22 protein-coding genes are annotated in these 24,879 nt (G+C 60.0%); 5 read left to right on the top strand and 17 right to left on the bottom strand.

The window, feature by feature from the left end:
• Nucleotides 1-53 precede the first annotated feature (53 nt).
• Both fabA and fabB read left to right on the top strand, forming a co-directional pair.
• Nucleotides 54-569 (top strand): 3-hydroxyacyl-[acyl-carrier-protein] dehydratase FabA, encoded by a 516-nt coding sequence (fabA, locus tag BLQ55_RS28650; protein ID WP_003204400.1) that lies wholly within the window; start codon nt 54-56, stop codon nt 567-569.
• An 11-nt stretch (nt 570-580) separates the two neighbouring features.
• Nucleotides 581-1,801, top strand: a complete 1,221-nt coding sequence (gene fabB, locus BLQ55_RS28655) for a beta-ketoacyl-ACP synthase I (RefSeq protein WP_092201814.1) — start codon at nt 581-583, stop codon at nt 1,799-1,801.
• Nucleotides 1,802-2,041: 240 nt separating this feature from the next.
• Here the strand turns inward: fabB and BLQ55_RS28660 are convergent, their stop codons facing one another.
• Together BLQ55_RS28660 and BLQ55_RS28665 are read right to left on the bottom strand one after the other, a co-directional pair.
• Entirely contained in the window at nt 2,042-2,506 is a 465-nt protein-coding gene (locus tag BLQ55_RS28660; RefSeq protein ID WP_018610122.1) for a DUF3859 domain-containing protein, read from the bottom strand.
• A gap of 136 nt (nt 2,507-2,642) precedes the next feature.
• Nucleotides 2,643-3,659, bottom strand: a complete 1,017-nt coding sequence (locus BLQ55_RS28665) for an amidohydrolase family protein (RefSeq protein ID WP_092258853.1) — start codon at nt 3,657-3,659, stop codon at nt 2,643-2,645.
• A gap of 126 nt (nt 3,660-3,785) precedes the next feature.
• Here BLQ55_RS28665 and BLQ55_RS28670 point away from each other — a divergent pair, with 126 nt between their 5' ends.
• Complete coding sequence (locus BLQ55_RS28670; protein WP_092201810.1) at nt 3,786-4,646, top strand: pirin family protein; 861 nt, start codon at nt 3,786-3,788, stop codon at nt 4,644-4,646.
• 159 nt (nt 4,647-4,805) lie between these two features.
• On the opposite strand, the gene BLQ55_RS28675 is transcribed toward BLQ55_RS28670, so the two are convergent.
• The 4 genes from BLQ55_RS28675 to BLQ55_RS28690 all read right to left on the bottom strand — a co-directional run bounded on the left by BLQ55_RS28675 (nt 4,806) and on the right by BLQ55_RS28690 (nt 8,607).
• Nucleotides 4,806-5,534, bottom strand: coding sequence for a dienelactone hydrolase family protein (locus tag BLQ55_RS28675; protein WP_060741166.1), 729 nt, complete (start codon nt 5,532-5,534; stop codon nt 4,806-4,808).
• A gap of 146 nt (nt 5,535-5,680) precedes the next feature.
• A complete protein-coding gene (gene htpG, locus BLQ55_RS28680; protein ID WP_092258862.1) occupies nt 5,681-7,585 on the bottom strand; it encodes a molecular chaperone HtpG in 1,905 nt (634 codons plus the stop codon).
• A gap of 87 nt (nt 7,586-7,672) precedes the next feature.
• Complete coding sequence (locus BLQ55_RS28685; RefSeq protein WP_092258856.1) at nt 7,673-8,134, bottom strand: PaaI family thioesterase; 462 nt, start codon at nt 8,132-8,134, stop codon at nt 7,673-7,675.
• Nucleotides 8,131-8,607, bottom strand: coding sequence for a PaaI family thioesterase (locus tag BLQ55_RS28690; protein WP_092201806.1), 477 nt, complete (start codon nt 8,605-8,607; stop codon nt 8,131-8,133). The genes BLQ55_RS28685 and BLQ55_RS28690 overlap by 4 nt, the downstream gene beginning before the upstream one ends.
• Nucleotides 8,608-8,765: 158 nt before the next feature.
• On the opposite strand from BLQ55_RS28690, the gene BLQ55_RS28695 reads away from it, so the two are divergent.
• A complete protein-coding gene (locus BLQ55_RS28695; RefSeq protein ID WP_092201804.1) occupies nt 8,766-9,017 on the top strand; it encodes a hypothetical protein in 252 nt (83 codons plus the stop codon).
• 70 nt (nt 9,018-9,087) lie between these two features.
• Here BLQ55_RS28695 and BLQ55_RS28700 read toward each other — a convergent pair whose 3' ends face one another.
• The 11 genes from BLQ55_RS28700 to sdhC all read right to left on the bottom strand — a co-directional run bounded on the left by BLQ55_RS28700 (nt 9,088) and on the right by sdhC (nt 23,158).
• Nucleotides 9,088-9,825, bottom strand: a complete 738-nt coding sequence (locus BLQ55_RS28700; protein ID WP_092170908.1) for a DUF599 domain-containing protein — start codon at nt 9,823-9,825, stop codon at nt 9,088-9,090.
• A 232-nt stretch (nt 9,826-10,057) separates the two neighbouring features.
• Complete coding sequence (brnQ, locus tag BLQ55_RS28705; RefSeq protein ID WP_092201802.1) at nt 10,058-11,371, bottom strand: branched-chain amino acid transport system II carrier protein; 1,314 nt, start codon at nt 11,369-11,371, stop codon at nt 10,058-10,060.
• 399 nt (nt 11,372-11,770) lie between these two features.
• Nucleotides 11,771-12,655, bottom strand: coding sequence for a succinate--CoA ligase subunit alpha (sucD, locus tag BLQ55_RS28710; RefSeq protein WP_003179236.1), 885 nt, complete (start codon nt 12,653-12,655; stop codon nt 11,771-11,773).
• A complete protein-coding gene (gene sucC, locus BLQ55_RS28715; RefSeq protein ID WP_003179235.1) occupies nt 12,655-13,821 on the bottom strand; it encodes an ADP-forming succinate--CoA ligase subunit beta in 1,167 nt (388 codons plus the stop codon). Before sucC ends, sucD begins: the two co-directional genes overlap by 1 nt.
• Before the next feature lie 196 nt (nt 13,822-14,017).
• Nucleotides 14,018-15,454 carry a dihydrolipoyl dehydrogenase gene (lpdA, locus tag BLQ55_RS28720; RefSeq protein WP_092201800.1) on the bottom strand — a complete coding sequence of 479 codons (1,437 nt, stop codon included), beginning with the start codon at nt 15,452-15,454 and terminating at the stop codon, nt 14,018-14,020.
• 111 nt (nt 15,455-15,565) lie between these two features.
• On the bottom strand, nt 15,566-16,792 hold the full coding sequence (odhB, locus tag BLQ55_RS28725) for a 2-oxoglutarate dehydrogenase complex dihydrolipoyllysine-residue succinyltransferase (protein WP_092258859.1): 1,227 nt from the start codon (nt 16,790-16,792) through the stop codon (nt 15,566-15,568).
• Nucleotides 16,793-16,835: 43 nt separating this feature from the next.
• Complete coding sequence (locus BLQ55_RS28730) at nt 16,836-19,667, bottom strand: 2-oxoglutarate dehydrogenase E1 component (protein WP_092201796.1); 2,832 nt, start codon at nt 19,665-19,667, stop codon at nt 16,836-16,838.
• A 262-nt stretch (nt 19,668-19,929) separates the two neighbouring features.
• A complete protein-coding gene (locus tag BLQ55_RS28735; RefSeq protein WP_053123967.1) occupies nt 19,930-20,634 on the bottom strand; it encodes a succinate dehydrogenase iron-sulfur subunit in 705 nt (234 codons plus the stop codon).
• A gap of 11 nt (nt 20,635-20,645) precedes the next feature.
• Entirely contained in the window at nt 20,646-22,418 is a 1,773-nt protein-coding gene (gene sdhA / locus BLQ55_RS28740; protein ID WP_092170923.1) for a succinate dehydrogenase flavoprotein subunit, read from the bottom strand.
• Nucleotides 22,419-22,421: 3 nt separating this feature from the next.
• Entirely contained in the window at nt 22,422-22,790 is a 369-nt protein-coding gene (gene sdhD, locus BLQ55_RS28745; protein ID WP_003204438.1) for a succinate dehydrogenase, hydrophobic membrane anchor protein, read from the bottom strand.
• On the bottom strand, nt 22,784-23,158 hold the full coding sequence (sdhC, locus tag BLQ55_RS28750) for a succinate dehydrogenase, cytochrome b556 subunit (RefSeq protein WP_003179220.1): 375 nt from the start codon (nt 23,156-23,158) through the stop codon (nt 22,784-22,786). Before sdhC ends, sdhD begins: the two co-directional genes overlap by 7 nt.
• Before the next feature lie 365 nt (nt 23,159-23,523).
• Between sdhC and gltA the strand changes: the two genes are divergently transcribed.
• Nucleotides 23,524-24,813 (top strand): citrate synthase, encoded by a 1,290-nt coding sequence (gltA, locus tag BLQ55_RS28755; RefSeq protein WP_003204440.1) that lies wholly within the window; start codon nt 23,524-23,526, stop codon nt 24,811-24,813.
• Nucleotides 24,814-24,879: the final 66 nt, after the last annotated feature.

Genomic DNA, 24,879 nt, shown 5'->3' on the forward strand with positions numbered 1-24,879 from the left:
TCGGCCGGGAAGATTTGCCCCACCCTGCCGCATGGGACTATTGAGGAGCTCGCATGACCAAACAAAACGCCTTTACCCGGGAAGACCTGCTGCGCTGCAGTCGCGGTGAGCTGTTCGGCCCAGGTAACGCGCAACTGCCCGCCCCGAACATGCTGATGGTGGATCGCATCACCCATATCAGCGAAGAGGGTGGCAAGTACGGCAAAGGTGAATTGGTCGCCGAGCTGGATATCACTCCGGACCTGTGGTTCTTCGCCTGCCACTTCGAAGGTGATCCGGTGATGCCGGGCTGCCTGGGCCTGGACGCCATGTGGCAACTGGTCGGTTTCTTCCTCGGCTGGCAAGGCCTGCCGGGCCGCGGTCGCGCCCTGGGTTCGGGCGAAGTGAAGTTCTTTGGTCAGGTCCTGCCGACCGCCAAGAAAATCACCTATAACATTCATATCAAACGCGTCCTCAAGGGCAAGCTGAACATGGCCATTGCCGATGGTTCGGTTGCCGTTGACGGTCGCGAGATCTATACCGCCGAAGGCCTCCGGGTCGGCGTTTTCACCTCCACTGACAACTTCTAAGGGTTATCCGCATGCGCCGCGTCGTTATCACTGGTCTGGGCATCGTTTCGTGCCTGGGCAATGACAAAGAGACCGTCTCCGCTAACCTGCGTGCAAGTCGCCCTGGCATCCGGTTCAACCCGGAATACGCCGAAATGGGTCTGCGTAGCCAGGTTTCCGGCTCCATTGACCTCAATCTCGAAGAACTGATCGATCGCAAGATCTACCGTTTCGTCGGCCATGCGGCGGCCTACGCCTACCTGGCCATGAAGGACGCCATCGCTGATTCCGGCCTGACCGAAGAGCAAGTGTCCAACGTGCGTACCGGCCTGATCGCCGGTTCCGGCGGCGCCTCGACCCTGAACCAGATGGAAGCGCTGGACATCCTGCGCGAAAAAGGCGTCAAGCGCGTTGGCCCCTACCGCGTCACGCGGACCATGGGCAGCACCGTTTCGGCCTGCCTGGCTACGCCCTTCAAGATCAAGGGCATCAACTATTCGATCTCCTCCGCCTGCGCCACCAGTGCTCACTGCATCGGCAACGCGGTCGAGCAGATCCAGTTGGGCAAGCAGGACATCGTGTTCGCCGGTGGCGGTGAAGAAGAACATTGGAGCCAGTCGTTCCTGTTCGACGCCATGGGCGCCTTGTCCAGCAAGCGCAACGACACCCCGGAAAAAGCTTCCCGCGCCTACGATGCCGACCGTGACGGCTTCGTCATCGCCGGCGGTGGTGGCATGGTCGTGGTCGAGGAGCTGGAACACGCCTTGGCCCGTGGCGCGAAGATCTACGCGGAAATCGTCGGCTACGGCGCGACTTCCGACGGCTACGACATGGTCGCGCCAAGCGGTGAAGGTGCCGTGCGTTGCATGCAGATGGCCATGGCCACCATCGATGCACCGATCGACTACCTGAATACCCACGGCACCTCGACCCCAGTGGGCGACGTGATGGAAATGAAAGGCGTACGCGAAGTGTTCGGCGACAAGGCTCCGGCCATCAGCTCCACCAAGAGCCTGTCGGGTCACTCCCTGGGCGCCGCTGGCGTTCACGAAGCGATCTACTGCATGCTGATGATGGAAGGCAACTTCATGGCCGGTTCCGCCAACATCGACGAACTGGATCCGGAAGTGGCCGACCTGCCCATCCTGACCAAGACTCGCGAAAACGCCACCATCAATACCGTGATGAGCAACAGCTTCGGCTTCGGTGGCACCAACGCCACCCTGGTGATGAAGCGCTGGCAGGGCGCGTAGGAGCTGCCGCAGGCTGCGATCTTTTAAGCGAAAAGATCGCAGGCTTTGCCAGCGCCTAGCAAATCAATAAAAAACGCCCCGACTGGTTCGGGGCGTTTTTTTTGCCTGCCAATCCGCCACCGTTCCCCTGTGGGAGCGAGCTTGCTCGCGATTGCAGTGTGTCCTGCAACAGATAAGTTGACTGGCCTACCGCAATCGCGAGCAAGCTCGCTTCCACATTGGGTCTGTGGTGAATGAAATTCAGCGCACCACAAACCGCTGCTGCGTCAGCAACCGATCGCCCTGGAACACCATGAACCGCCACTCCCCCGGCACCACTTCGTGGCTTTCGGTGAATTCATAGGCCATGACGTCCTGAGGCGCGCCGGGCACCAGTTTCTGGATGACTTCGAACTTGTCGTGGCGCACACCATCAGGGGTGCGGATACCGGGAGTGAAGTACAACAGGGTCAACGGCTGGTCGTCTGCGACCTTGCCCGCCAACTGATAACGCATGCCGAACTTGGTGCCCAGCTTCGCCGGCACGCTTTCGGTCTGGCGGATCTGCTCATTGCTGCGCCGCAGGACCCGCTCCCCCGATTGCAGCTCGGCTTGCGGCCCTTCGAAGACACCGTATTCCACCGGGCCTTCGACACGGACTTCGGCCTGTGCCAGGCCGCAGGTCAACAACAGCGCGACCAGTGCGCTTGAACGGGTGAGGTGCATAGTGCGCTCCTTGATTGAGATGAGCGCGAGGGTATGACGTGGGAGTGACAGGCTGATGACAGAGCGATGTTGGTCTGTGGGAGCAGAGCTTGCTCGTGATGCAGGCACCTCGTTTCCCCGGAAACCAGCGTCGTCTTCATCGCGGGCAAGCCTTGCTCCCACACAACACCGCCAGGAAATTATCCCGCGCCACTTTCCTGGCCACCTCTTCCGGCAAGGCATCGAGGAACGGATCGAAGCCGTGCAACGTCTTGCCCAACTTGTTGAAACGCCCGACCACATCCGAGCCCACCATGAAGCGCTCAGGAAAGCGCTCCACCAGCTTTACCCACTCGTCCCGAGGCTTACCCGCCTCGTCCAGCAAGTACGGCGTGAGCAGGCTCCAGGACAGGTCGATGTATAGATTGGGATAGGCCTCGAGCATGCGGGTCAGGGTCGGCAACAGAAAATCCAGTTGGGTCTGGTGGCGATGGATTTCCATGCTGGTGCCGGCATGGGCCCAGATGAAACGCGTATGCGGGTGGTTACGCAACGGCTCCTCGATCTCCGCCAGGTACAGGGGATTTCTTTCACGCTTGGAGGTGATGTTGGAATGCAGCATCACCGGCAGGTCGTTCTCGGCCGCCAGGTGATAGATCCGGGTCATGGCTTCGTTGTTGGCCCGCGGGGTATCGCCCGAGGTCAGCGCCGTCAGGTCGTCATGACGGGTGAAGACTTCGCCGATGCCTTGCCACAACCCCGGGTAGAGATCGAGCATGCGCTGGATGTGGGCGGCGGAGTTCTTGTCGTTGGGATTGAAGCCCGACAGGAAAGGATGGAAGTGCTGGCGTTGTTCCTCGGTCAGCTTGCTCACTGCTGCCGCAACGATCACATCGGTGGCGCTGTACCAATAGGCGTCGGCATCGTCACCGGCGTAATACCGCGGGCGCTTGGGCTCGTCTTCATGCCATTTCTTGGCCACCGGAACACCGGAAATCATCACATGCTCGATGCGATTGTCCGCCATCGCCTGGAGCAGCTTGGGCATGCCGGCGGTTTCCTGAAAGAAATCGACGTAATGCAGGTGCGCATCGCTGTAGGCATATTCGCGAGCCGCGGCGCCGCCACTCGAAACAACCAGCAGCCAGGCAAAGATCAAACGGGACAAAGGCACGGGCAGTCTCCAGAAGCCATGAGCAGCATAGACCCTCACCGTCCCGCTGGGGTTCAAGGCGCATCTGCCGCGTCTGCCGGCGACGGGTTATGCTTCGCGCAACCGTTGTTCAAACTGGAAGACAACATGACCACGCCCCTGACCGTTCGCCCCCGCGCCGAAGACGTCGAAGGCCAGCCGATTCTTCGCCCGCTGCCGTCCGCCAAATGCCGCAGCGTCGGACCTTTCGTGTTTTTCGATCACATGCTGCAAACCACCTACCCGGCCGGCAAAGGCATGAACATCCGCCAGCACCCGCATATCGGCCTGTCCACCCTCACCTACCTGTTCGAAGGCAAACTCCAGCACAAGGACAGCCTGGGTTCCGACCAGGTGGTGGACGCCGGGGATGTCAGCTGGATGACCGCCGGCAGCGCCATCGCCCACGTCGAACGCACCCCCGAGTCCCTGCTGGGCAGCCCTTTCGTCATGCACGGGTTGCAAGTCTGGCTGGCCTCGCCCAAAGCCTACGAACAAGGCCCGGGGCACTACAGCCATCATCCGGCACAGAGCCTGCCGGTCAGTGAGCACCTGGGGGTCAGCATCCGCATGATCGCCGGGTCAGGCTTTTGCCTGGAATCGCCGGTGCCGGTGCTCTCGCCCACGCTGTATGCCGAACTGCACCTGCAGACCGCGACGACGTTGCTGATTCCCACCGAGCACGAAGAGCGGGCCCTGTATGTGTTGAGCGGCGAGGCGTTACTGGATGGCGAGCCGGTAGAAGCCCATTCCCTGGTGATATTGCCAACAGGGGAAGAGATGACGCTGTTTGCCGACAGCGATTGCCATGCCGTGCTGTTCGGTGGCGCGCCACTGGATGGACCGCGTCGGATGAACTGGAACTTCGTCGCCAGCGACCCGGCCCGGATCGACGAAGCCCGCCGGCGCTGGGCAGCCGGAGACTGGCCGACCGTGCCCGGGGAAAGCGAGCGGATCGAGTTGCCCTGATTTCAGGATTGCTTGTCAGGCCGCCATCGCGAGCAAGCTCGCTCCCACAATGATCCGCTGTGAACGCAAATCCGTGATCACTCAAATCCAATGTGGGAGCGAGCTTGCTCGCGATGGCTTTATGTCAGACAACAAGAGATTCAAATCCAGAACCCGACTTCAGCCCTTGAATACTTCATCCAGCAAGTTATGCATCGACCGGAACGCGCGTCCGGCGACCTTGGCGTTGTACATCATCTTGCCCGGCATATTGGCCTGCGGGTCGGTGAACGAGTGCACCGCACCGCCGTAGCTCAGCAATTGCCAATCCACCCCGGCCGCGTTCATTTCATCTTCGAAAGCCGGTAGCTGCTCTTTCGGCACCAGCGGGTCGGAGGCGCCATGCAGCACCAATACCGCACCCTTGATGTTCTGCGCATCGGCCGGGTTCGGTGTATCCAGGGTGCCGTGAAAGGAGATCGCCGCCTTCAACGGGGCGCCACTGCGAGCCAGCTCCAGGGCACAGCAACCCCCGAAGCAGAAGCCGAACGTGGCCAGTCTCGCCGTGTCGACCTGTGCATCACCCTGGCTCTGCAATTGTTCGAACGCGGCCTGCATGCGCTTGCGCAGCAAGGCCCGGTCGTTCTTGAGGGGCATCATCGCCGCCCCCGCTTCATCGGCATTGCTCGGGCGCACCGTCTGCCCGTACAAGTCGGCGATCAACACCACATAGCCGTTGGCCGCTACCGACTTGGCAATCTCCTCGGCACCTGCCCCTACGCCCATCCAGTTCGGCGCCATCAGCAAACCCGGACGCGGGCCCTGCTGGTTGACGTCGAAGGCCAGGCGACCTTCATAACTTTGACCATCGATCTGATAGACCAGCGAACGAACCGTAACCTGACTCATGACAGACTCCTCCTGATGAAACATTCAAGAAGCCCTTGTGGGAGCGAGCTTGCTCGCGATGACGGTAGACCAGTCAACGTATCTGTTGAATGTTGGACCGAAATCGCGAGCAAGCTCGCTCCCACAAGGGACTTTCCTGCGTCAGATTAAGCTGACAGTTCAACCAACAGCTTGTTCAGGCGACGCACATACGCCGCCGGATCCTTCAGGCTGTCGCCGGCCGCCAGGGCCGCCTGGTCGAACAGGATGTGCGACAGATCGCCGAAACGCTCTTCGCTCTGCTCGTTGTCGAGTTTTTCCACCAGTGGGTGGGCCGGGTTGAATTCGAAGATCGGCTTGGAATCCGGGACTTTCTGGCCGCTGGCTTCGAGAATCTGGCGCATCTGCAGGCCCAGGTCCTGCTCACCGATGGCCAGGATCGCCGGAGAATCGGTCAGGCGGTGCGAGACACGCACTTCGCTGACAGCATCGCCCAGGGCCGTCTTGATCCGCTCGACCAGGCCTTCCTTGCTCTTGGCGACTTCTTCGGCGGCTTTCTTGTCTTCTTCCGAATCCAGGTTGCCGAGGTCCAGGTCGCCACGGGCCACGTCGACGAAGCTCTTGCCGTCGAATTCGTTGAGGTAGCTCATCAGCCACTCGTCGATGCGGTCGGTCAGCAGCAGCACTTCGATGCCTTTCTTGCGGAAGACTTCCAGGTGCGGGCTGTTCTTGACCTGTGCATACGTTTCACCGGTCAGGTAGTAGATCTTGTCCTGGCCTTCCTTGGCGCGGGCCAGGTAATCGGCCAGGCCAACAATCTGCTCGCCATCGTCACCCTGGGTCGACGCAAAGCGCAGCAGGCCGGCGATTTTCTCTTTGTTGGCGAAGTCCTCGGCCGGGCCTTCTTTCATGACCTGGCCGAAGTTTTTCCAGAAGCTCTTGTACTGCTCGGGCTCGTTCTTCGCCAGTTTTTCCAGCATGTCCAGCACGCGCTTGGTCAGTGCCGACTTCATGGAATCGATGATCGGATCTTTCTGCAGGATTTCCCGCGAAACGTTCAGCGACAAATCGTTGGAATCCACCACGCCCTTGATGAAGCGCAGGTACAGCGGCAGGAACGACTCGGCCTGGTCCATCACGAACACACGCTGCACGTACAGCTTCAGGCCACGTGGCGCTTCGCGCTGGTACAGGTCGAACGGCGCACGGGCCGGCACGTACAGCAGCGAGTTGTATTCCAGCTTGCCTTCGACCTTGTTATGGCTCCAGCTCAGCGGGTTCTCGTAGTCGTGGGCGATGTGCTTGTAGAACTCCTGGTATTCCTCGTCTTTCACTTCGGTGCGCGGACGGGTCCACAGGGCACTGGCGCGGTTGACGGTTTCCCATTCCACTTCAGGCTTTTCTTCGCCTTCGGCAGCGGTAACTTCCTTCGGCAGCTCGATGGGCAGCGCGATATGGTCGGAGTACTTCTTGATGATGTTGCGCAGGCGCCAGCCATCGGCGAACTCGTCTTCACCGGACTTGAGGTGCAGCACGATGCGGGTGCCGCGATCAGCCTTGTCGATGGTGGCGACTTCAAACTCGCCCTCGCCCTTGGACGACCAATGCACGCCTTCGCTCGCAGCGAGGCCGGCACGGCGGCTGAATACTTCGACCTGGTCGGCCACAATGAACGCGGAATAGAAACCGACGCCGAACTGACCGATCAGGTGGGAATCTTTCTTCTGGTCGCCGGACAGGTTCTTCATGAAGTCGGCAGTGCCAGACTTGGCGATGGTGCCCAGGTGCGTGATCACCTCTTCGCGGCTCATGCCGATGCCGTTGTCTTCGAGGGTGACGGTTTTCGCGTCCTTGTCGAAGCTCACACGGATTTTCAGCTCGGCGCCGCCTTCCAGCAGTTCAGGCTTGGAAAGGGCTTCGAAACGTAATTTGTCGACAGCGTCAGAGGCGTTCGAAATCAGCTCGCGAAGGAAAATTTCCTTATTCGAATACAGCGAGTGAATCATCAGGTGCAGCAGTTGCTTCACCTCGGTCTGGAAGCCCAGGGTTTCCTTTTGAGTTTCCACGCTCATGGTCATCAAACTCCAAGTGGATGGTGGTGTCCGCCTCGCAGAGATTGGCGGCGGGATGTCCTCAAGGTGGGGGCGACGCTGATGATTTCAAGGGCGTTCCGGTTTCGAAGGCTCCTGGATCTTGAAATGCGCCCGGGCGGTGGCGATGGGTTCGGCCTCGACATCTTGCCAGGCGGTGATCGCGACATTGGCGACCCGCCGGCCCTGGCGCCAGACCTGGCATTTGGCATAGGTGTCGCGAAACTGCCCGGTGCGCAGGTAATCCAGGGAAAAGTCGATGATCTTTGGCACCCCCGGCGTGCCGGTGGCGATCAACAGATGAACGGCGGCCGCCAATTCCATGAAGCCGGCGATGACTCCGCCGTGGATAGCCGGCAGTAAAGGGTTACCAATGTTGTCCTTGTTGGCCGGCAGGCGAAACACCCAGTCGTCGCCCTGGCGCGTGCACTCGACGCCGATGAGCTGGGCATAGGGGATCGAGGCGAGCAGCAGCGCGTAGTCGCCCTGTTCACAGGCCCGGCGCAGTTGTTCCTGGGTGGTCTCGGTCATGGCTGGCCCACGGCAGTCAACGGACTGGCCTTCCCCATGCCCCTGGCATGCTGGCCCAGGCGCATGAACGTGCCCACCACATGGGCGATGGGTTGCTCGGGGTCGTCCTGATAGGCGAAACCGCGGGTGAAGATCACGTCCGGGGTTACCCGATAGCATTGGGCGAAACCGTAGACGTCCTTGTGGGGCTCGGCGGCGTGCATGTAGTCGATGCGCAGGTCGAGGGTGGGACAGACTTCGAATTGCGGCAGCACACACAAGGTCGACATGCCGCACGCGCTGTCCATCAATGAGGTCAACGCGCCACCATGGATGATGCCCGTCAGGGGATTGCCGACGATTTGCGGGCTGAACGGCAGGATGAGCGTCAGCCCATCACGACTGGCGCTGTGCAACTTCAAGCCCAACACCTGACAATGCCGCAGGGCCGATAAAAAACGGGTGGCACGCTCAAAAACGGGATCTTCAGCCATGTCCATCAATGCCCTTGTTTATTTAGAGGCCTGGCAACAGGCGAGTTCGCTAAAGTTCCGCGACCGTGCGAAGTTATATATCTGTAGCAAAAGAGGAACTTAACCCGAGGGGGGTCGCTCAAAAGGCCAGTAGTTATTTCCATAAGGAGAAACACCCCATGCGTAAGACTTTTGCTATTGCCTTGATGTTGGCCGCCTCCCTCGGTCTCGCTGCCTGCGATAAAAAATCCGAGGACAAAGCTCAAGATGCCCAACAACACGCTGAGCAAGCTCAGCAAGACATGAACAAAGCACAGGATAAAGTGAACGACGCGGCTAAAGAAAACGCCGAAGCCGCCAAAGCTCAGTCTGAATCGAACAGCGCCGCCCAGCAGGAACAAGCACCTGCCACCGCGCCTAAAACCAACTGATACGGTTTTAGCTGTAAAAGAAAACCCGCCTGGTGCGGGTTTTCTTTTGCCTGTGATTTGGCGGCGCCTGTCAGGCCGCTTCCTTGCCAACCTCGGGCACTGGTGCTTGCGTGGGGGTATAGACCATCACGTCCAGCACATCGGAGTGAAACTCGCGCTGATACAGCACGAACACCACGCCGGCACTCATCAACATGAATAACCAGGGGCTGACGAACCACGCCAACATGGTCATGCCGAAATAGTAGGAACGCAGGCCGAAGTTGAATTGGTTGGCCGCCATGGAAATGACTCGCGCCGCCCTTAGGGCAAAGGCCTTGCGCTCCTGCTCCGAGACATGCCGCTCACCGATCATCGGTGCCGAGCCAATCAGTACCGCCGCGAAGTTGTACTGGCGCATGCACCAACTGAAGGTGAAGAACGCATACACGAACACCAGTGCCAGGCACAGCAACTTGACCTCCGCCATGCCCTGGGAAGCCTGTTGCACCATGGGGATGTCCGCCAGTAACGACACCGCCCGATCCGACGCCCCGAGCACCGTCAGGATGCCAGCCAGGATGATCAGCGTGCTGGAGGCGAAGAATGAGGCGTTGCGCTCCAGGTTGCCGATCACGCTGGCATCGGCGATGCGGTTTTCGCGCAGCAGCATGCGGCGCATCCAGTCTTCGCGGTACAGGTGCATGACACTGGCCAGGCAGGCCGTATCGCGGGCCTTCCAGGTCGCGTAACGGGTGTAGCCCGCCCAGCAGATGATGAACCAGGCGGCGGCAAGCAGATGGATCAGGTTGGCTTGGATGAATGACATTCGATTTCCTGTGACAAAACAAAATCTATCGCAATGGTATCAGCGAACCCTGTGGGAGCGAGCCTGCTCGCGATAGCGGATTAACTTTCACTTCGATGTCAGCAGTTCCGGCGCTATCGCGAGCAAGCTCGCTCCCACAGCCCACGAAAAAAGACACCGCACTCAAAAAAATGCCCCGTATCGATTGATACGGGGCATTTCGGTGGTGGCCGGTGAATCTGCCTGAAGTTGTTTAAGCCAGTGCTTCGCTGCGCTTGCCCAGCAGGCGATCACACACCACCGCGACCGCCAGGGTCATCACCGAAGGCACCAGCCAGGCCAGGCCTTGTTCGCTCAGCGGCAAGTGGGCCAGTTGCGTCGGCATCCAATCCGCCAGCCCGGCGCCCTTGAGCGCATCGATCAGGCCAAACAGGAACGACACCAGCATCACCGGGCCAACGATGCGCCCCTGCTCGTGCCAGAAGTCCTTGCAGAAGCTCAAGGCCACCAGGGCGATGCACGGCGGGTAGATCGCGGTGAGGACCGGAATAGAGAATGCGATCAGCTTGGTCAGGCCCAGGTTGGACACCAGCAGCGAAAAGGCCGCCAGGATCACCACCAGGGTCTTGTAGGACAGCGGCAAAACGCGGCTGAAATACTCGGCGCAGGCGCAGGTCAGGCCGACCGCAGTCACCAGGCACGCCAGGGAGATCAGCACCGCCAGGAAACCGCTGCCCAGGCTGCCGAAGGTGTGTTGCACATAGGCATGCAGCACCGCCGCGCCGTTGGTCGCGCCCATGGCCACTTCATGACTGCCCGAACCGAGACGGAACAAGCTGACGTAGACCAGCGCCAGGCCCACCCCGGCAATCAGCCCGGCGATGATCGCGTAGCGGGTGATCAAGGCCGGCGACTCGACGCCCCGGGAACGGATCGCGTTGACGATGACGATCCCGAACACCAATGCGCCCAGGGTATCCATGGTCAGGTAACCATTGATGAAGCCCTGGGAGAACGGCGCCGCCACGTATTCGGGGGTCGCCACGCCGATATCGCCGGCCGGCAAGGCAAACGCGGCGATACCGAGCACGGCCAGGGCGATGATCTTCAGGGGAGCGAGGAAACGTCCGACGGTGTCCAGCAGCCGGCCCGGGTAGAGCGAGATGAAGAACACCAGCAGGAAATACGCGGCGCTATACAGGAACAGTGCCAGCGGGCTTTCGCCCGTCAATGGCGCCAGGCCGACTTCGAACGAAACGGTAGCGGTACGCGGTGTGGCGAACAACGGGCCAACGGCCAGGTAGCACACCGCCGCCAGCAACCCGCCGGCGACCTTGCCGATGGGGCTGCTCAAGGCGTCCATCGCCCCGCCCACCTTGGCCAGTGCCACGACCGTGATGACCGGCAGCCCGACCGCCGTGATCAAAAAGCCCAGCGCCGCCATCCAGACATGAGGCCCGGACTGCAAACCGACGATAGGCGGGAAGATGATGTTGCCAGCCCCGACGAACAGGGCAAATGTCATGAAACCAAGCGCCAGGATGTCCTGGCCTTTCAACACTTTCATTAAGGAAACCACACTACTGAATCGGAATTTAGAGAGGGATTTCCCCGAGGGTAAAGGGAAATGCTGCCGATCCGTATGGGACCGACCCGTTTAGCGCGGCGCTTCCTTGTGGGCAGCGGTCGCAAAAATGGCTGCTAGCCTAACGAATCTGGCGATAAAACGCACTGTAAAGGGGCGAACTATCCGATGCGCGACGTCCCCGTGTCGCGTTTTTGCATGTAAATGGTTGGCGGGCTGTCATTCCGTCATCGCGAGCAAGCTCGCTCCCACAATGAAATGCGCTCGACTGTGGGAGCGAGCTTGCTCGCGATGAGGCCCTTCCTGGCGCCACGGATCCAGAAACGACAAAGGCCACCCGAAGGTGGCCTTTGTTGCTGGAACGAAAAGGTCAGCCGAAGCTTACTTCTTCATTTCCCAGCCAGTCAGCTCGGCCAGGGCCTTGCCGATGTCTGCCAGCGAACGCACGGTTTTCACGCCTGCGTCTTGCAGTGCAGCGAATTTCTCGTCTGCAGTGCCTTTGCCGCCAGAGATGATTGCGCCAGCATGGCCCATGCGCTTGCCCGGAGGAGCAGTCACACCCGCGATGTAGGACACAACCGGCTTGGTCACGTTGGCCTTGATGTAGGCAGCGGCTTCTTCTTCAGCCGAACCGCCGATCTCACCGATCATGACGATCGCTTCGGTCTTCGGGTCTTCCTGGAACAGCTTCAGGATGTCGATGAAGTTCGAGCCCGGGATCGGGTCACCGCCGATGCCGACGCAAGTCGACTGACCGAAACCGGCGTCAGTGGTCTGCTTCACAGCTTCGTAGGTCAGGGTGCCGGAACGGGAAACGATACCGACCTTGCCTGGCAAGTGAATGTGACCTGGCATGATGCCGATCTTGCATTCGCCTGGGGTGATCACGCCTGGGCAGTTAGGGCCGATCAGGGTGATACCCAGCTCGTCGCACTTGACCTTGGCTTCCAGCATGTCGATGGTCGGGATGCCTTCGGTGATGCAGACGATCAGCTTGATGCCGCCGAACGCTGCTTCAAGGATGGAGTCCTTGCAGAAAGGAGCCGGAACGTAGATCACGCTGGCGGTGGCGCCAGTGGCAGCTACAGCGTCTTTCACGGTGTTGAACACGGGCAGGCCCAGGTGCTCGGTGCCGCCTTTGCCTGGCGTTACGCCGCCAACCATCTTGGTGCCGTATTCGATGGCTTGCTGGGTGTGGAAACTACCTTGCGAACCGGTAATGCCCTGGCAGATAACCTTGGTGTCTTTATTGATCAGGACGCTCATTATTTGCCCTCCGCAGCTTTGACGACTTGTTGAGCAGCGTCGGTCAGGCTGGTAGCAGCGATGATGTTCAAACCGCTTTCTGCCAGTACTTTAGCGCCCAGCTCAGCGTTGTTGCCTTCGAGGCGAACAACAACCGGGATTTTCACGCCGACTTCTTTCACGGCGCCGATGATGCCTTCGGCAATCATGTCGCAGCGAACGATGCCGCCGAAGATGTTGACCAGTACTGCGGCGACGTTGGTGTCGGACAGGATGATCTTGAACGCTTCGGTAACGCGTTCCTTGGTAGCACCGCCGCCCACGTCGAGGAAGTTGGCTGGCTTGCCGCCATGCAGGTTGACGATGTCCATGGTACCCATGGCCAGGCCGGCACCGTTGACCATGCAGCCGATGTTGCCTTCCAGGGCTACGTAGTTCAGTTCGAACTTGGCAGCGTGCGCTTCGCGCGGATCGTCTTGCGACGGATCGTGGAAAGTCTTCAGCTTAGGCTGACGGTACATGGCGTTGGCGTCGATATTGATCTTGGCATCGAGGCAGTGCAGGTCGCCGTCGGCCTTGATCACCAGCGGGTTCACTTCCAGCAGTGCCAGGTCGTGGTCCTGGAACAGCTTGGCCAGACCTACGAAGATCTTGGCGAACTGAGTGACCTGCTTGCCTTCCAGGCCCAGCTGGAATGCCAGCTCGCGACCCTGGAATGGCTGTGCGCCAACCAGTGGATCGATGGTGGCCTTGAGGATTTTCTCAGGGGTATCGTGAGCGATTTTCTCGATGTCCACGCCACCTTCGGTGGAAGCCATGAACACGATACGGCGGCTCGAACGGTCAACGACCGCGCCCAGGTACAGCTCTTTAGCGATATCAGTGCACGATTCAACCAGGATCTTGGTGACTGGCTGACCGTTGGCATCAGTCTGGTAAGTCACCAGACGCTTGCCCAGCCACTGCTGTGCGAAGGCTTTGGCGTCTTCTTTGCTGCGAACCAGCTTGACGCCGCCCGCTTTACCGCGACCACCGGCGTGAACCTGGGCTTTGACAACCCATTCGCTGCCGCCGATTTTGTCGCAAGCTTCTGCTGCCGCTTCCGGGGTGTCTACCGCGTAGCCGGTGGATACTGGCAGGCCGTATTCAGCGAACAGCTGCTTACCCTGATACTCGTGAAGATTCATGCTTATTACCGTCTTCGTTAGGTACTGCGCATTCGGTGCTGCACCGTTCTGGTGCCGCACCACCTGTGACTGCTGCTTGCGTAGCGTTCCGGTCAACCGGTGCCGCTACGCAAGGCTGCGTCCAGCGGATATTCCGCGGTGAGTCTTGCTCGCAAGGCTCACGACGGGCCATACCGCCGTGGTTTCTTATTGTCTATTAACGCTTCTTGCGGTTGGCCACGTGGATGGCGCCGCCATTTACGGCCAGGGCCGCTTCGTGCAAGGCTTCGGACAGGGTCGGATGGGAGAAGACCATCATGCCCAGGTCTTCAGCGCTGGTGCCGAATTCCATACCGATCGCGCCTTGCTGTACCAGCTCGGCAGCGCTTGGGCCAATTACGTGAACGCCCAATACGCGATCCGTCTTGGCATCGGCGATGACTTTCACGAAACCACCGGTATCGTTGGCTGCCATGGCACGGCCACTGGCGGCGAACGGGAAGGTGCCGACGTTAACTTCAACGCCTTCGGCTTTCAAGGCCTGCTCGGTTTTACCGACCCATGCGATTTCCGGGTGGGTGTAGATAACCGATGGGATCAGGTCGTAGTTCATCTGGGCCTTGTGGCCCTTGATGCGCTCGACGACCATGATGCCTTCCTCGGACGCCTTGTGCGCCAGCATCATGCCGCGGACCACGTCACCGATGGCGTAGACGCCTGGCACAGTGGTGGCGCAGAAATCGTCAACCTGGATGAAACCACGCTCATCCAGCGTCACTTCACAGTCGGCAGCCAGCAGGTCGGTGGTCACCGGACGACGGCCGACCGCAACGATCAGTTTGTCGAAAGTGATGGTCTGTTCGCCATTGGCGTCGGTGTAGTTGACCACGACTTCTTCGCCGTTGACCTTCGAACCGGTCACGCGAGCGCCCAGCTTGATGTCCAGGCCCTGTTTGGTCAGGGTTTTCAGCGCTTCCTTGGAAACCGCAGCGTCAGCGGCCATCAGGAAGGTGTCGAGGGCTTCGAGAACGGTCACTTGCGCGCCCAGGCGCGACCATACCGAACCCAGCTCGAGGCCGATCACGCCGGCGCCGATCACGCCCAGGCGTTTTGGTACGCTCTGGAATTCCAGGGCACCGGTGGAATCGACGATCACCTTCTGGTCGACCGGAGCCGGCGGAATGTCGATCGGACGCGAGCCTGGCGCCAGGATGACGTTTTCGGCTTCGATCACTTCAACCGAGCCGTCTGGCTTGGTCACTTCGACTTTCTTGCCCAGCAGCAGCTTGCCGTGGCCCTGGATCGAGGTCACACCGTTGGCCTTGAACAGGGTGGCAACACCGCTGGTCAGGTTCTTGACGATGCCAGCCTTGCGGCCAACCATCGCGGCGACGTCCATCTTCACTTCACCGGTAGAGATACCGTGAACGTTGAAGCTTTCTTTCGCTTCCTTGTATTTCCAGGAGCTGTCCAGCAGCGCCTTGGAAGGAATGCAACCGACGTTCAGGCAAGTACCGCCGAGGGCCAGCTTGCCCTCGCCATCGGTGTATTTCTCGATGCAGGCAGTGGTAAGGCCCAGTTGCGCAGCCTTGATGGCCGCTACGTAGCCGCCAGGGCCCGCACCAATCACTACCACGTCGAATTTCTGAGTCATGAGTCATTCCTTTTCGAATCAAACCGGACGATCACTTGTGATGACCGTCGAGGGACGAAACCGGTTGTTTCAGCAAGAGGCCGGTCGACAGACCGGCCCTCGCGGCGAAAATCAGATATCCAGCAGCAGACGAGCCGGATCTTCAAGCAGGTTCTTGATGGTGACCAGGAACGTCACGGCTTCTTTGCCGTCGATCAGGCGGTGATCGTAGGACAGTGCCAGGTACATCATCGGACGAATCACGACTTGACCGTTGATCGCCATCGGACGCTGCAGGATGTTGTGCATGCCCAGGATAGCCGCCTGTGGCGGGTTGACGATCGGGGTCGACATCATCGAACCGAATGTACCACCGTTGGTGATGGTGAACGTACCGCCGGTCATCTCTTCGATGGACAGCTTGCCGTCACGGGCCTTCTTGCCGAAGGTGGCGATGCCGCCTTCGATTTCGGCCAGGCTCATCAGTTCGGCGTTGCGCAGCACCGGAACCACCAGGCCACGGTCGCTGGAAACCGCGACGCCGATATCGGCATAACCGTGGTAGACGATGTCGGAACCGTCGATCGACGCGTTGACCGCCGGGAAGCGTTTCAGCGCTTCGGTGGCAGCCTTGACGAAGAACGACATGAAGCCCAGGCGTACGCCATTGTGGGACTTCTCGAACAGATCCTTGTACTTCGAACGCAGGGCCATGACTTCGGTCATGTCGACTTCGTTGAAGGTGGTCAGCATCGCCATGTTCGACTGTGCTTCGACCAGACGCTCGGCAACCTTGGCACGCAGGCGGGTCATCGGAACGCGTTTTTCAACGCGATCACCGGCAGCGAACACCGGAGCGGCGGCGGCAGGTGCGGCTGGCTTGGCCGGTGCGGCGGCTGGCGCGGCTTTCTTGGCGGCAACGGCTGCCACCACGTCTTCTTTGGTCACACGACCGCCCTTGCCGGTGCCGGCAACGGAAGCGATGTTGATGCCGTTCTCTTCGGCGATCTTGCGCGCGGCAGGCGCGGCGACTGGATCGTCTTCGCCATCGGCAGCAGGCGCTGCGGTCTGGGCAGCGGCAGGAGCAGCAGCAGCGGCAGCCGGAGCAGCGGCAGCGGCGCCGCCCTCTTCGATCGAGCCCAGTACCTGGTTGGACAGGACGGTAGCGCCCTCTTCGGCAACGATTGCGCCGAGCACGCCGTCAGCTTCGGCCAACACTTCCAGAACGACTTTGTCGGTCTCGATGTCGACGATCAGGTCGTCACGCTTTACAGCTTCGCCTGGTTTCTTGTGCCAAGTGGCAACGGTGCCATCGGCAACCGATTCCGGGAATGACGGGGCTTTGATTTCGATAGCCATTATCTGTGGGTCCTTAAAATTCGGTTTCAGTCAGCACGAAGGCTTAAACAGTGAAAGCATCTTGCAGCAGTTTTTCCTGCTGCTCGGCGTGCATCGACGCATAACCACACGCAGGTGCAGCGGAAGCATCACGGCCGGCATATTCCAGGCCCAGGGCCTTGTTATGGTTGCCGATGCTGCGACGCAGGTGATGCTGGCTGCTGTACCAGGCGCCCTGGTTCATCGGTTCTTCCTGACACCACACCACGTGGGTGAGGTTGGTGTAAGGCGCGATGGCCTCCATCAGGTCTTCTTCCGGGAACGGGTAGAGCTGCTCGATACGCACGATGGCGATGTCTTCGCGGCCTTCGGCACGACGTTTTTCCAGCAGGTCGTAGTAGACCTTGCCGCTGCACAGGATCAGGCGAGTCACCTTCGCCGCGTCCAGCGTGTCGATTTCCGGAATAACGGTCTGGAACGAGCCTTCGGCCAGGTCTTCGAGCGTGGAGATCGCCAGTTTGTGACGCAGCAGCGACTTCGGTGTCAGCACGATCAGCGGCTTGCGCAGCGGACGGATGACCTGACGACGCAGCAGGTGGTAGATCTGCGCCGGCGTCGTCGGTACGCAAACCTGGACGTTGTGCTCGGCGCACAGCTGCAGGTAGCGCTCCAGACGTGCCGACGAGTGCTCCGGCCCCTGCCCTTCATAACCGTGTGGCAACAGCATGGTCAGACCGCAGAGACGGCCCCACTTGTGCTCGCCGCTGGTGATGAACTGGTCGACAACCACCTGGGCGCCGTTGGCGAAGTCGCCGAACTGGGCTTCCCAGATCACCAGCGCATTCGGCTCGGTGGTGGAGTAGCCATATTCGAACGCCAGGACGGCTTCTTCGGACAGCAGCGAATCGTACAGGTCGAAACGTGGCTGGCCCTTGTACAGGTGCTGCAGCGGGATGTAGGTGCTGGCGTCTTTCTGGTTGTGCAGCGCCGCGTGGCGGTGCGAGAAAGTGCCGCGGCCTACGTCCTGGCCGGTGATGCGGACCGGGTGACCTTCGAACGCCAGGGTCGCGTACGCCATGGTTTCGGCGTAACCCCAGTTGATCGGCAGGCCGCCGGCTTGCATCTTCTGCCGGTCTTCGTAGATCTTCGCGACCTGGCGCTGGACCACGAAGCCTTCCGGGATCTCCAGCAGCTTGGCGGACAGCTCCTGCAAGGTCTTGAGGTCGAAGCGGGTGTCGTGACGCGCGGTCCAGGCGTGGCCCAGGTATGGACGCCAGTCCACGAACAACTCTTTGTTCGGTTCCTTGACCAGGCTTTTTACCACGTGCAGGCCGTTGTCCAGGGCATTGCGATATTCATCGACTTTTTCCTGGACGCGGGCGGCATCCAGAACGCCGCCCTGGGTCAGGCGCTCGGCATACAGCTCACGGGTGGTGCGCTGCTTGGCGATCTGCTGGTACATCAGGGGCTGGGTGCCGCTTGGCTCGTCGGCCTCGTTGTGGCCGCGACGACGGTAGCAGACCAGGTCGATCACCACGTCGCGCTTGTACTGCATGCGGTAGTCGATGGCCAACTGGGTCACGAACAGCACGGCTTCCGGATCATCGCCATTCACATGGAGAATCGGCGCCTGGATCATTTTCGCGACGTCGGTCGCGTACTCGGTGGAGCGCGAGTCAAGCGGGTTGCTGATGGTGAAGCCAACCTGGTTGTTGATCACGATGTGCACGGTGCCGCCGGTCTTGAAACCGCGGGTCTGCGACATCTGGAAGGTTTCCATGACCACGCCCTGACCGGCGAATGCCGCGTCACCGTGGATGGAAATCGGCAGTACCTTCTCGCCGGTCGGATCGTTGCGACGATCCTGGCGGGCGCGGACCGAACCCTCGACCACCGGGGAAACGATTTCCAGGTGAGACGGGTTGAACGCCATGGCCAGGTGCACTTCGCCACCGGTGGTCATCACGTTGGACGAGAAGCCCTGGTGGTATTTCACGTCACCGGAACCCAACTCGACCTTCTTCTTGCCTTCGAACTCGTCGAACAGCTCGCGCGGGTTCTTGCCGAAGGTGTTGACCAGTACATTCAGGCGGCCACGGTGGGCCATGCCGATGACGACTTCCTTGGTGCCGTAGGAACCGGAACGCTGGATCAGCTCGTCGAGCATCGGAATCAGGCTTTCGCCGCCTTCCAGGCCGAAACGCTTGGTACCCGGGTACTTGGTGCCCAGGTATTTCTCCAGGCCTTCACCGGCGGTGACGCGCTCGAGCAAGTGGCTCTTGATGTCGGCGGAGTACGTCGGACGGCCACGAACGCTTTCCAGACGCTGCTGGAACCACTGGCGCTGCTCGGAATCGGTGATGTGCGTAAATTCAGCGCCGATGGTGCGGCAATATGTCTGCTGCAACGCTTCGTGAATTTCGCGTAGGCTCGCTTCCTCTTTGCCGATGAACAGGTCGCCGGCACGGAAGGTCGTATCAAGGTCGGCATTGGTCAAGCCGTAGTGAGTGATCGACAGGTCTGCAGGTGCAGGACGCTGCCACAGCCCCAGCGGGTCAAGCTGGGCTGCCTGGTGGCCACGCATCCGGTAGGCCTGGATCAGTCGCAATACTTCAACTTGCTTCTTCTCGTGCTCGGAGCTCACGCTGCCGGCAGACACCGGTTGAGCGCGGCGCTGGTTCTTTGCCAGCAACACGAAATGATCGCGAATCGTCGAGTGCGAAACATCAGTGGCAGAATTACCGTCGGCCGGTAGCTTCTGAAAGTAGGTGCGCCATTCTTCTGGCACAGCGTTAGGGTCGTGCAGGTAGAGCTCGTAGAGCTCTTCCACATAGGCAGCGTTACCACCGGAGAGGTGGGCACTGTTCCACATGCGCTGCATCACGCTTTCTTGCATGCTTGGTCACCCTCGATTAGGGGAACACCACCGGCGAAAACACCGAGCAAACTTGCAGAAGTCCGAGTGCAGCGACTAAAACAAGCCACTTAGGATCACGCTGATAGTCCGGGTACCAGCCCGGATGCCCCTGCTTGTCTCATTTCTTCAAAATAAGAACCACCGCTTTGTGAGCGGCTGTTCTGGTTATAGCCAAGACGCGGGTTGAAGCCCGCGCCCTGGCCTTTACGGGTACAACGGTCCTACGGGTACAGCAGCTGAATCACACGCCGCTTTGCAGCAGCATGTTACGAATGTGACCGATGGCCTTAGTCGGGTTCAGGCCTTTCGGGCAGACGTTGACGCAGTTCATGATCCCGCGGCAGCGGAATACGCTGAACGGGTCATCCAGCGAAGCCAGACGCTCGGACGTCTTGGTGTCACGGCTGTCTGCCAGGAAGCGGTACGCTTGCAGCAGGGCGGCCGGACCCAGGAACTTGTCCGGGTTCCACCAGAAGGATGGGCACGAGGTCGAGCAGCAAGCGCACAGGATGCACTCGTACAGACCGTCGAGCTTCTCACGCTCTTCCGGAGACTGCAGACGCTCGATGGCCGGAGCCGGCGTGTCGTTCTGCAGGAATGGCTTCACCTTCTCGTATTGCTTGTAGAAGATGCTCATATCGACGACCAGGTCACGGATAACCGGCAAACCTGGCAACGGACGAACCACCAGCTTGTTGCCCTTGACCACGGCCGACAGCGGCGTGATGCAGGCCAGGCCGTTCTTGCCGTTGATGTTCATGCCGTCGGAGCCGCAAACGCCCTCGCGGCAAGAGCGACGATAGGAAAAACCCTCGTCCTGCTCTTTGATCAGGGCCAGTACGTCCAGCACCATCAGGTCTTTACCACCGGTATCGACCTGGAAGTCCTGCATGAACGGCGCAGCGTCCTGATCAGGGTTGTAGCGATAAACACTGACTTGCAACATAGCGGTCACCCTTAATAAGTCCGGACTTTTGGTTCGAAAGTCGGAACAGTCTTCGGCGAGAAGTTCACGGCACGCTTGGCGACGCGTTTTTCACCCGGGAAGTACAAGGTGTGGCACAGCCAGTTTTCGTCGTCACGGTCTTCGAAGTCTTCGCGGGCGTGGGCACCACGGGACTCTTTACGCACTTCTGCGGCGATGGCGGTGGCTTCGGCCACTTCCAGCAGGTTCTGCAATTCCAGCGCTTCGATACGGGCAGTGTTGAACGCCTGCGACTTATCGTTGATCTTCACGTTGGCGATTCGTTCACGCAATTGCGCCAGCTGGGCGATACCCTTCTGCATGTATTCGCCGGTACGGAACACACCGAAGTAGTTCTGCATGCAGTTCTGCAGCTCGCGGCGCAGGGTTGCCACGTCTTCGCCTTCGGTACGCTCGTTCAGAGCGGACAGACGCGCCAGGGCGGCTTCGATGTTGGCGTCGGTGGCATCGTCATATTCGATACCGTCGGTCAGCGCTTTCTCCAGGTGCAGGCCGGCAGCGCGACCGAAGACCACCAGGTCGAGCAGCGAGTTGCCGCCCAGGCGGTTGGCACCGTGGACCGATACGCACGCCACTTCACCCACTGCGAACAGGCCAGGGATGATTTCGTCCACGCCTTCGGCGTTTTGGGTGATCGCCTGGCCGTGGATGTTGGTGGCAACGCCGCCCATCATATAGTGGCAGGTTGGAACCACTGGAACCGGCGCGACGACCGGGTCGACGTGGGCGAAGGTCTTCGACAGCTCACAGATACCTGGCAGGCGGCTGTGCAGCACTTCCTCGCCCAGGTGATCGAGCTTGAGCATCACGTGGTCGCCATTCGGGCCACAGCCGTTGCCGGCGATGATCTCTTTAACCATCGAACGAGCCACAACGTCACGACCGGCGAGGTCCTTGGCGTTCGGCGCATAACGTTCCATGAAACGCTCGCCGTGCTTGTTGATCAGGTAACCACCTTCACCACGGCAACCTTCGGTCACCAGTACACCGGCGCCGGCGATGCCGGTCGGGTGGAACTGCCACATTTCGATGTCTTGTACCGGCACGCCAGCACGCAGGGCCATGCCGACGCCGTCACCGGTGTTGATCAGGGCATTGGTGGTGGATGCGTAGATACGGCCTGCACCGCCGGTCGCCAGTACGGTGGCCTTGGCGCGGATGTAGGTGGTTTCGCCGGTTTCGATGCAGATCGCGATCACACCGACGAAGGCGCCGTCCTGGTTCTTCACCAGGTCGACGGCGTAGTACTCGTTCAGGAACGTGGTACCGGCTTTCAGGTTGCCCTGGTACAGGGTGTGCAGCAGTGCGTGACCGGTACGGTCGGACGCCGCGCAAGTACGCGCGGCCTGGCCGCCCTTGCCGTAGTCCTTGGACTGGCCACCGAACGGACGCTGGTAGATACGACCTTGCTCGGTACGCGAGAAGGGCATGCCCATGTGGTCCAGCTCGAACACCGCGGCCGGGCCTTCCTGACACATGTATTCGATAGCGTCCTGGTCACCGATGTAGTCGGACCCCTTGACGGTATCGTACATGTGCCAGCGCCAGTCATCGTTCGGGTCGGCCGAAGCGATGGCGCAGGTGATGCCGCCCTGGGCGGAAACGGTGTGCGAACGCGTCGGGAAAACCTTGGTGATCACGGCAGTCTTGTGACCGCCCTGTGCCAGTTGCAGCGCTGCGCGCATGCCGGCACCGCCACCACCAATGATGATGGCGTCGAAAGAAATCGTTGGAATGTTAGCCATGGATCAGATACCCCAGAGAATCTGCACACCCCAGACGAAGTAAGCGAACATCGCAACGCCGCATACTGCCTGGAAAAGGAAACGTACGGCAGTCGCCGACTTGCCGAACGCCATGGGCGTCAGGTAGTCGGTCGCGATGGTCCACATGCCGACCCAGGCGTGAGCGCCCAGTGCGACAAGTGCCAGCAGACTGAAGATACGCATCCAGTTGTTTGCGAACAGTTCATGCCATTGGGCATAGCCCAGGCCAGGGTTTGCCACGACATATCCGATCAGGAAAATGAAGTAAGCCGCGAGAACGACCGCAGACACACGCTGGGCCATCCAGTCGTAGAGGCCCGAACGCGAAAGGTTCGTGACGTTGGTTACCATATCCAGACTCCTGCCAGAACGATCAGCACCGCAGACACGGCGATAATGATTTTCGAGCCCAGCTTGCCGCCTTCCAGCGTCTCACCGATGCCCATGTCCATGATCAAGTGGCGCACACCGGCGACCAAGTGATACAGCAAGGCGGACAGGATGCCCCAAATCACTAGCTTGGCTAGCGGACTGGTCAGACACGCTTTCACCTGACCGAAGCCTTCTTCCGAATCGAGCGACTTGTCCAATGCATAAAGCATGATGGCCAGGCTGACGAAGAGGATGACACCGGAAATACGGTGAAGAATGGACGTGTAAGCAGTGACTGGGAGTTTGATGGTCCTTAGGTCTAGGTTTACAGGTCGTTGGCTTTTCACGGCTTTTTTTTCACACTGAAGAGCCCCTAACAATCAGGGCAAAGTTGTTGGGGCGCGCACTGGTCAGGTACTCACCACCCAGGGAGTGACGACCCCCAAGAAAGCAGGCCCAAAAGCCCCTGGCGGTCGGTGGCCGAGTATAGACAGTTAGGCTACTAATGACAACGCGTTCACCTTCCCCTAATAGCGCATTGCACATATGGCACAAAAGGCGTAAACGGCAGGTAATTTCGCGGAAAAAGTGCGGTTAAAGCCTTCTGGAGCAAGACTTTAGGCAAATTGACTTTCGGATTTATCTCACTATAGTGGTGCGGGCCCTGCGTGGGGGGTCTGTCTGATGATTTCAAGCATTAATAGGAGGCCACATGGCTGACAAAAAAGCGCAGTTGATCATCGAGGGCGCAGCCCCCGTCGAGCTGCCCATTTTAACCGGCACCGTTGGTCCCGATGTAATCGACGTACGGGGCCTGACGGCCACGGGCCGTTTCACCTTTGACCCAGGTTTCATGTCGACCGCCTCGTGCGAGTCGAAAATCACCTACATCGATGGCGACAACGGCATCCTGCTGCACCGCGGCTACCCGATCGAGCAACTGGCTGAAAAATCGGACTACCTGGAAACCTGCTACCTGCTGCTCAACGGCGAGCTGCCAACCGCAGAGCAAAAAGCCCAGTTCGTCAGCACCGTGAAGAACCACACCATGGTTCACGAGCAGTTGAAGACCTTCTTCAACGGCTTCCGTCGCGATGCCCACCCGATGGCCGTCATGTGCGGCGTTGTCGGCGCTCTCTCGGCTTTCTACCACGACTCCCTGGATATCAATAACCCCCAGCATCGCGAAATTTCCGCGATCCGCCTGGTGGCGAAGATGCCGACCCTGGCAGCCATGGTCTACAAGTACTCCATGGGCCAGCCCATGATGTACCCGCGCAACGACCTGACCTATGCAGAGAACTTCCTGCATATGATGTTCAACACCCCGTGCGAGATCAAACCGATCAGCCCGGTGCTCGCCAAGGCCATGGACCGGATCTTCATCCTCCATGCCGACCACGAGCAGAACGCCTCCACGTCCACCGTACGCCTGGCCGGCTCCTCGGGTGCCAACCCGTTCGCCTGTATCGCCGCCGGTATCGCCGCACTCTGGGGCCCTGCCCACGGCGGTGCGAACGAAGCGGTGCTGACCATGCTCGATGAAATCGGCGATGTCTCGAACATCGACAAGTTCATCGCCAAGGCCAAGGACAAGAACGATCCGTTCAAGCTGATGGGCTTCGGTCACCGGGTCTACAAGAACCGCGACCCGCGCGCCACCGTGATGAAGCAGACCTGCGACGAAGTGCTCAAGGAACTGGGGATCAAGAACGATCCGCAACTCGAACTGGCCATGCGCCTGGAAGAGATCGCCCTGACCGACCCTTACTTCATCGAACGCTCGCTGTACCCGAACGTCGACTTCTACTCGGGGATCATCCTCAAGGCGATCGGCATTCCAACCAGCATGTTCACCGTGATCTTCGCCCTGGCGCGGACCGTCGGCTGGATCTCCCACTGGAAGGAAATGCTCTCCAGCCCGTACAAGATCGGCCGCCCGCGCCAGCTGTACACCGGCTACGAGTCGCGTGACATCACCCAGCTGGAAGACCGCAAGTAAGACCTGCCTTGCAATAAGGTCTCAAGCTGCACCGAAACAGCCCCTGCTTCTTATATAAAAGCGGGG

Origin of the sequence: Pseudomonas sp. NFACC13-1, from assembly GCF_900104425.1 — a bacterium.
Taxonomy (GTDB): domain Bacteria; phylum Pseudomonadota; class Gammaproteobacteria; order Pseudomonadales; family Pseudomonadaceae; genus Aquipseudomonas; species Aquipseudomonas fluorescens_AA.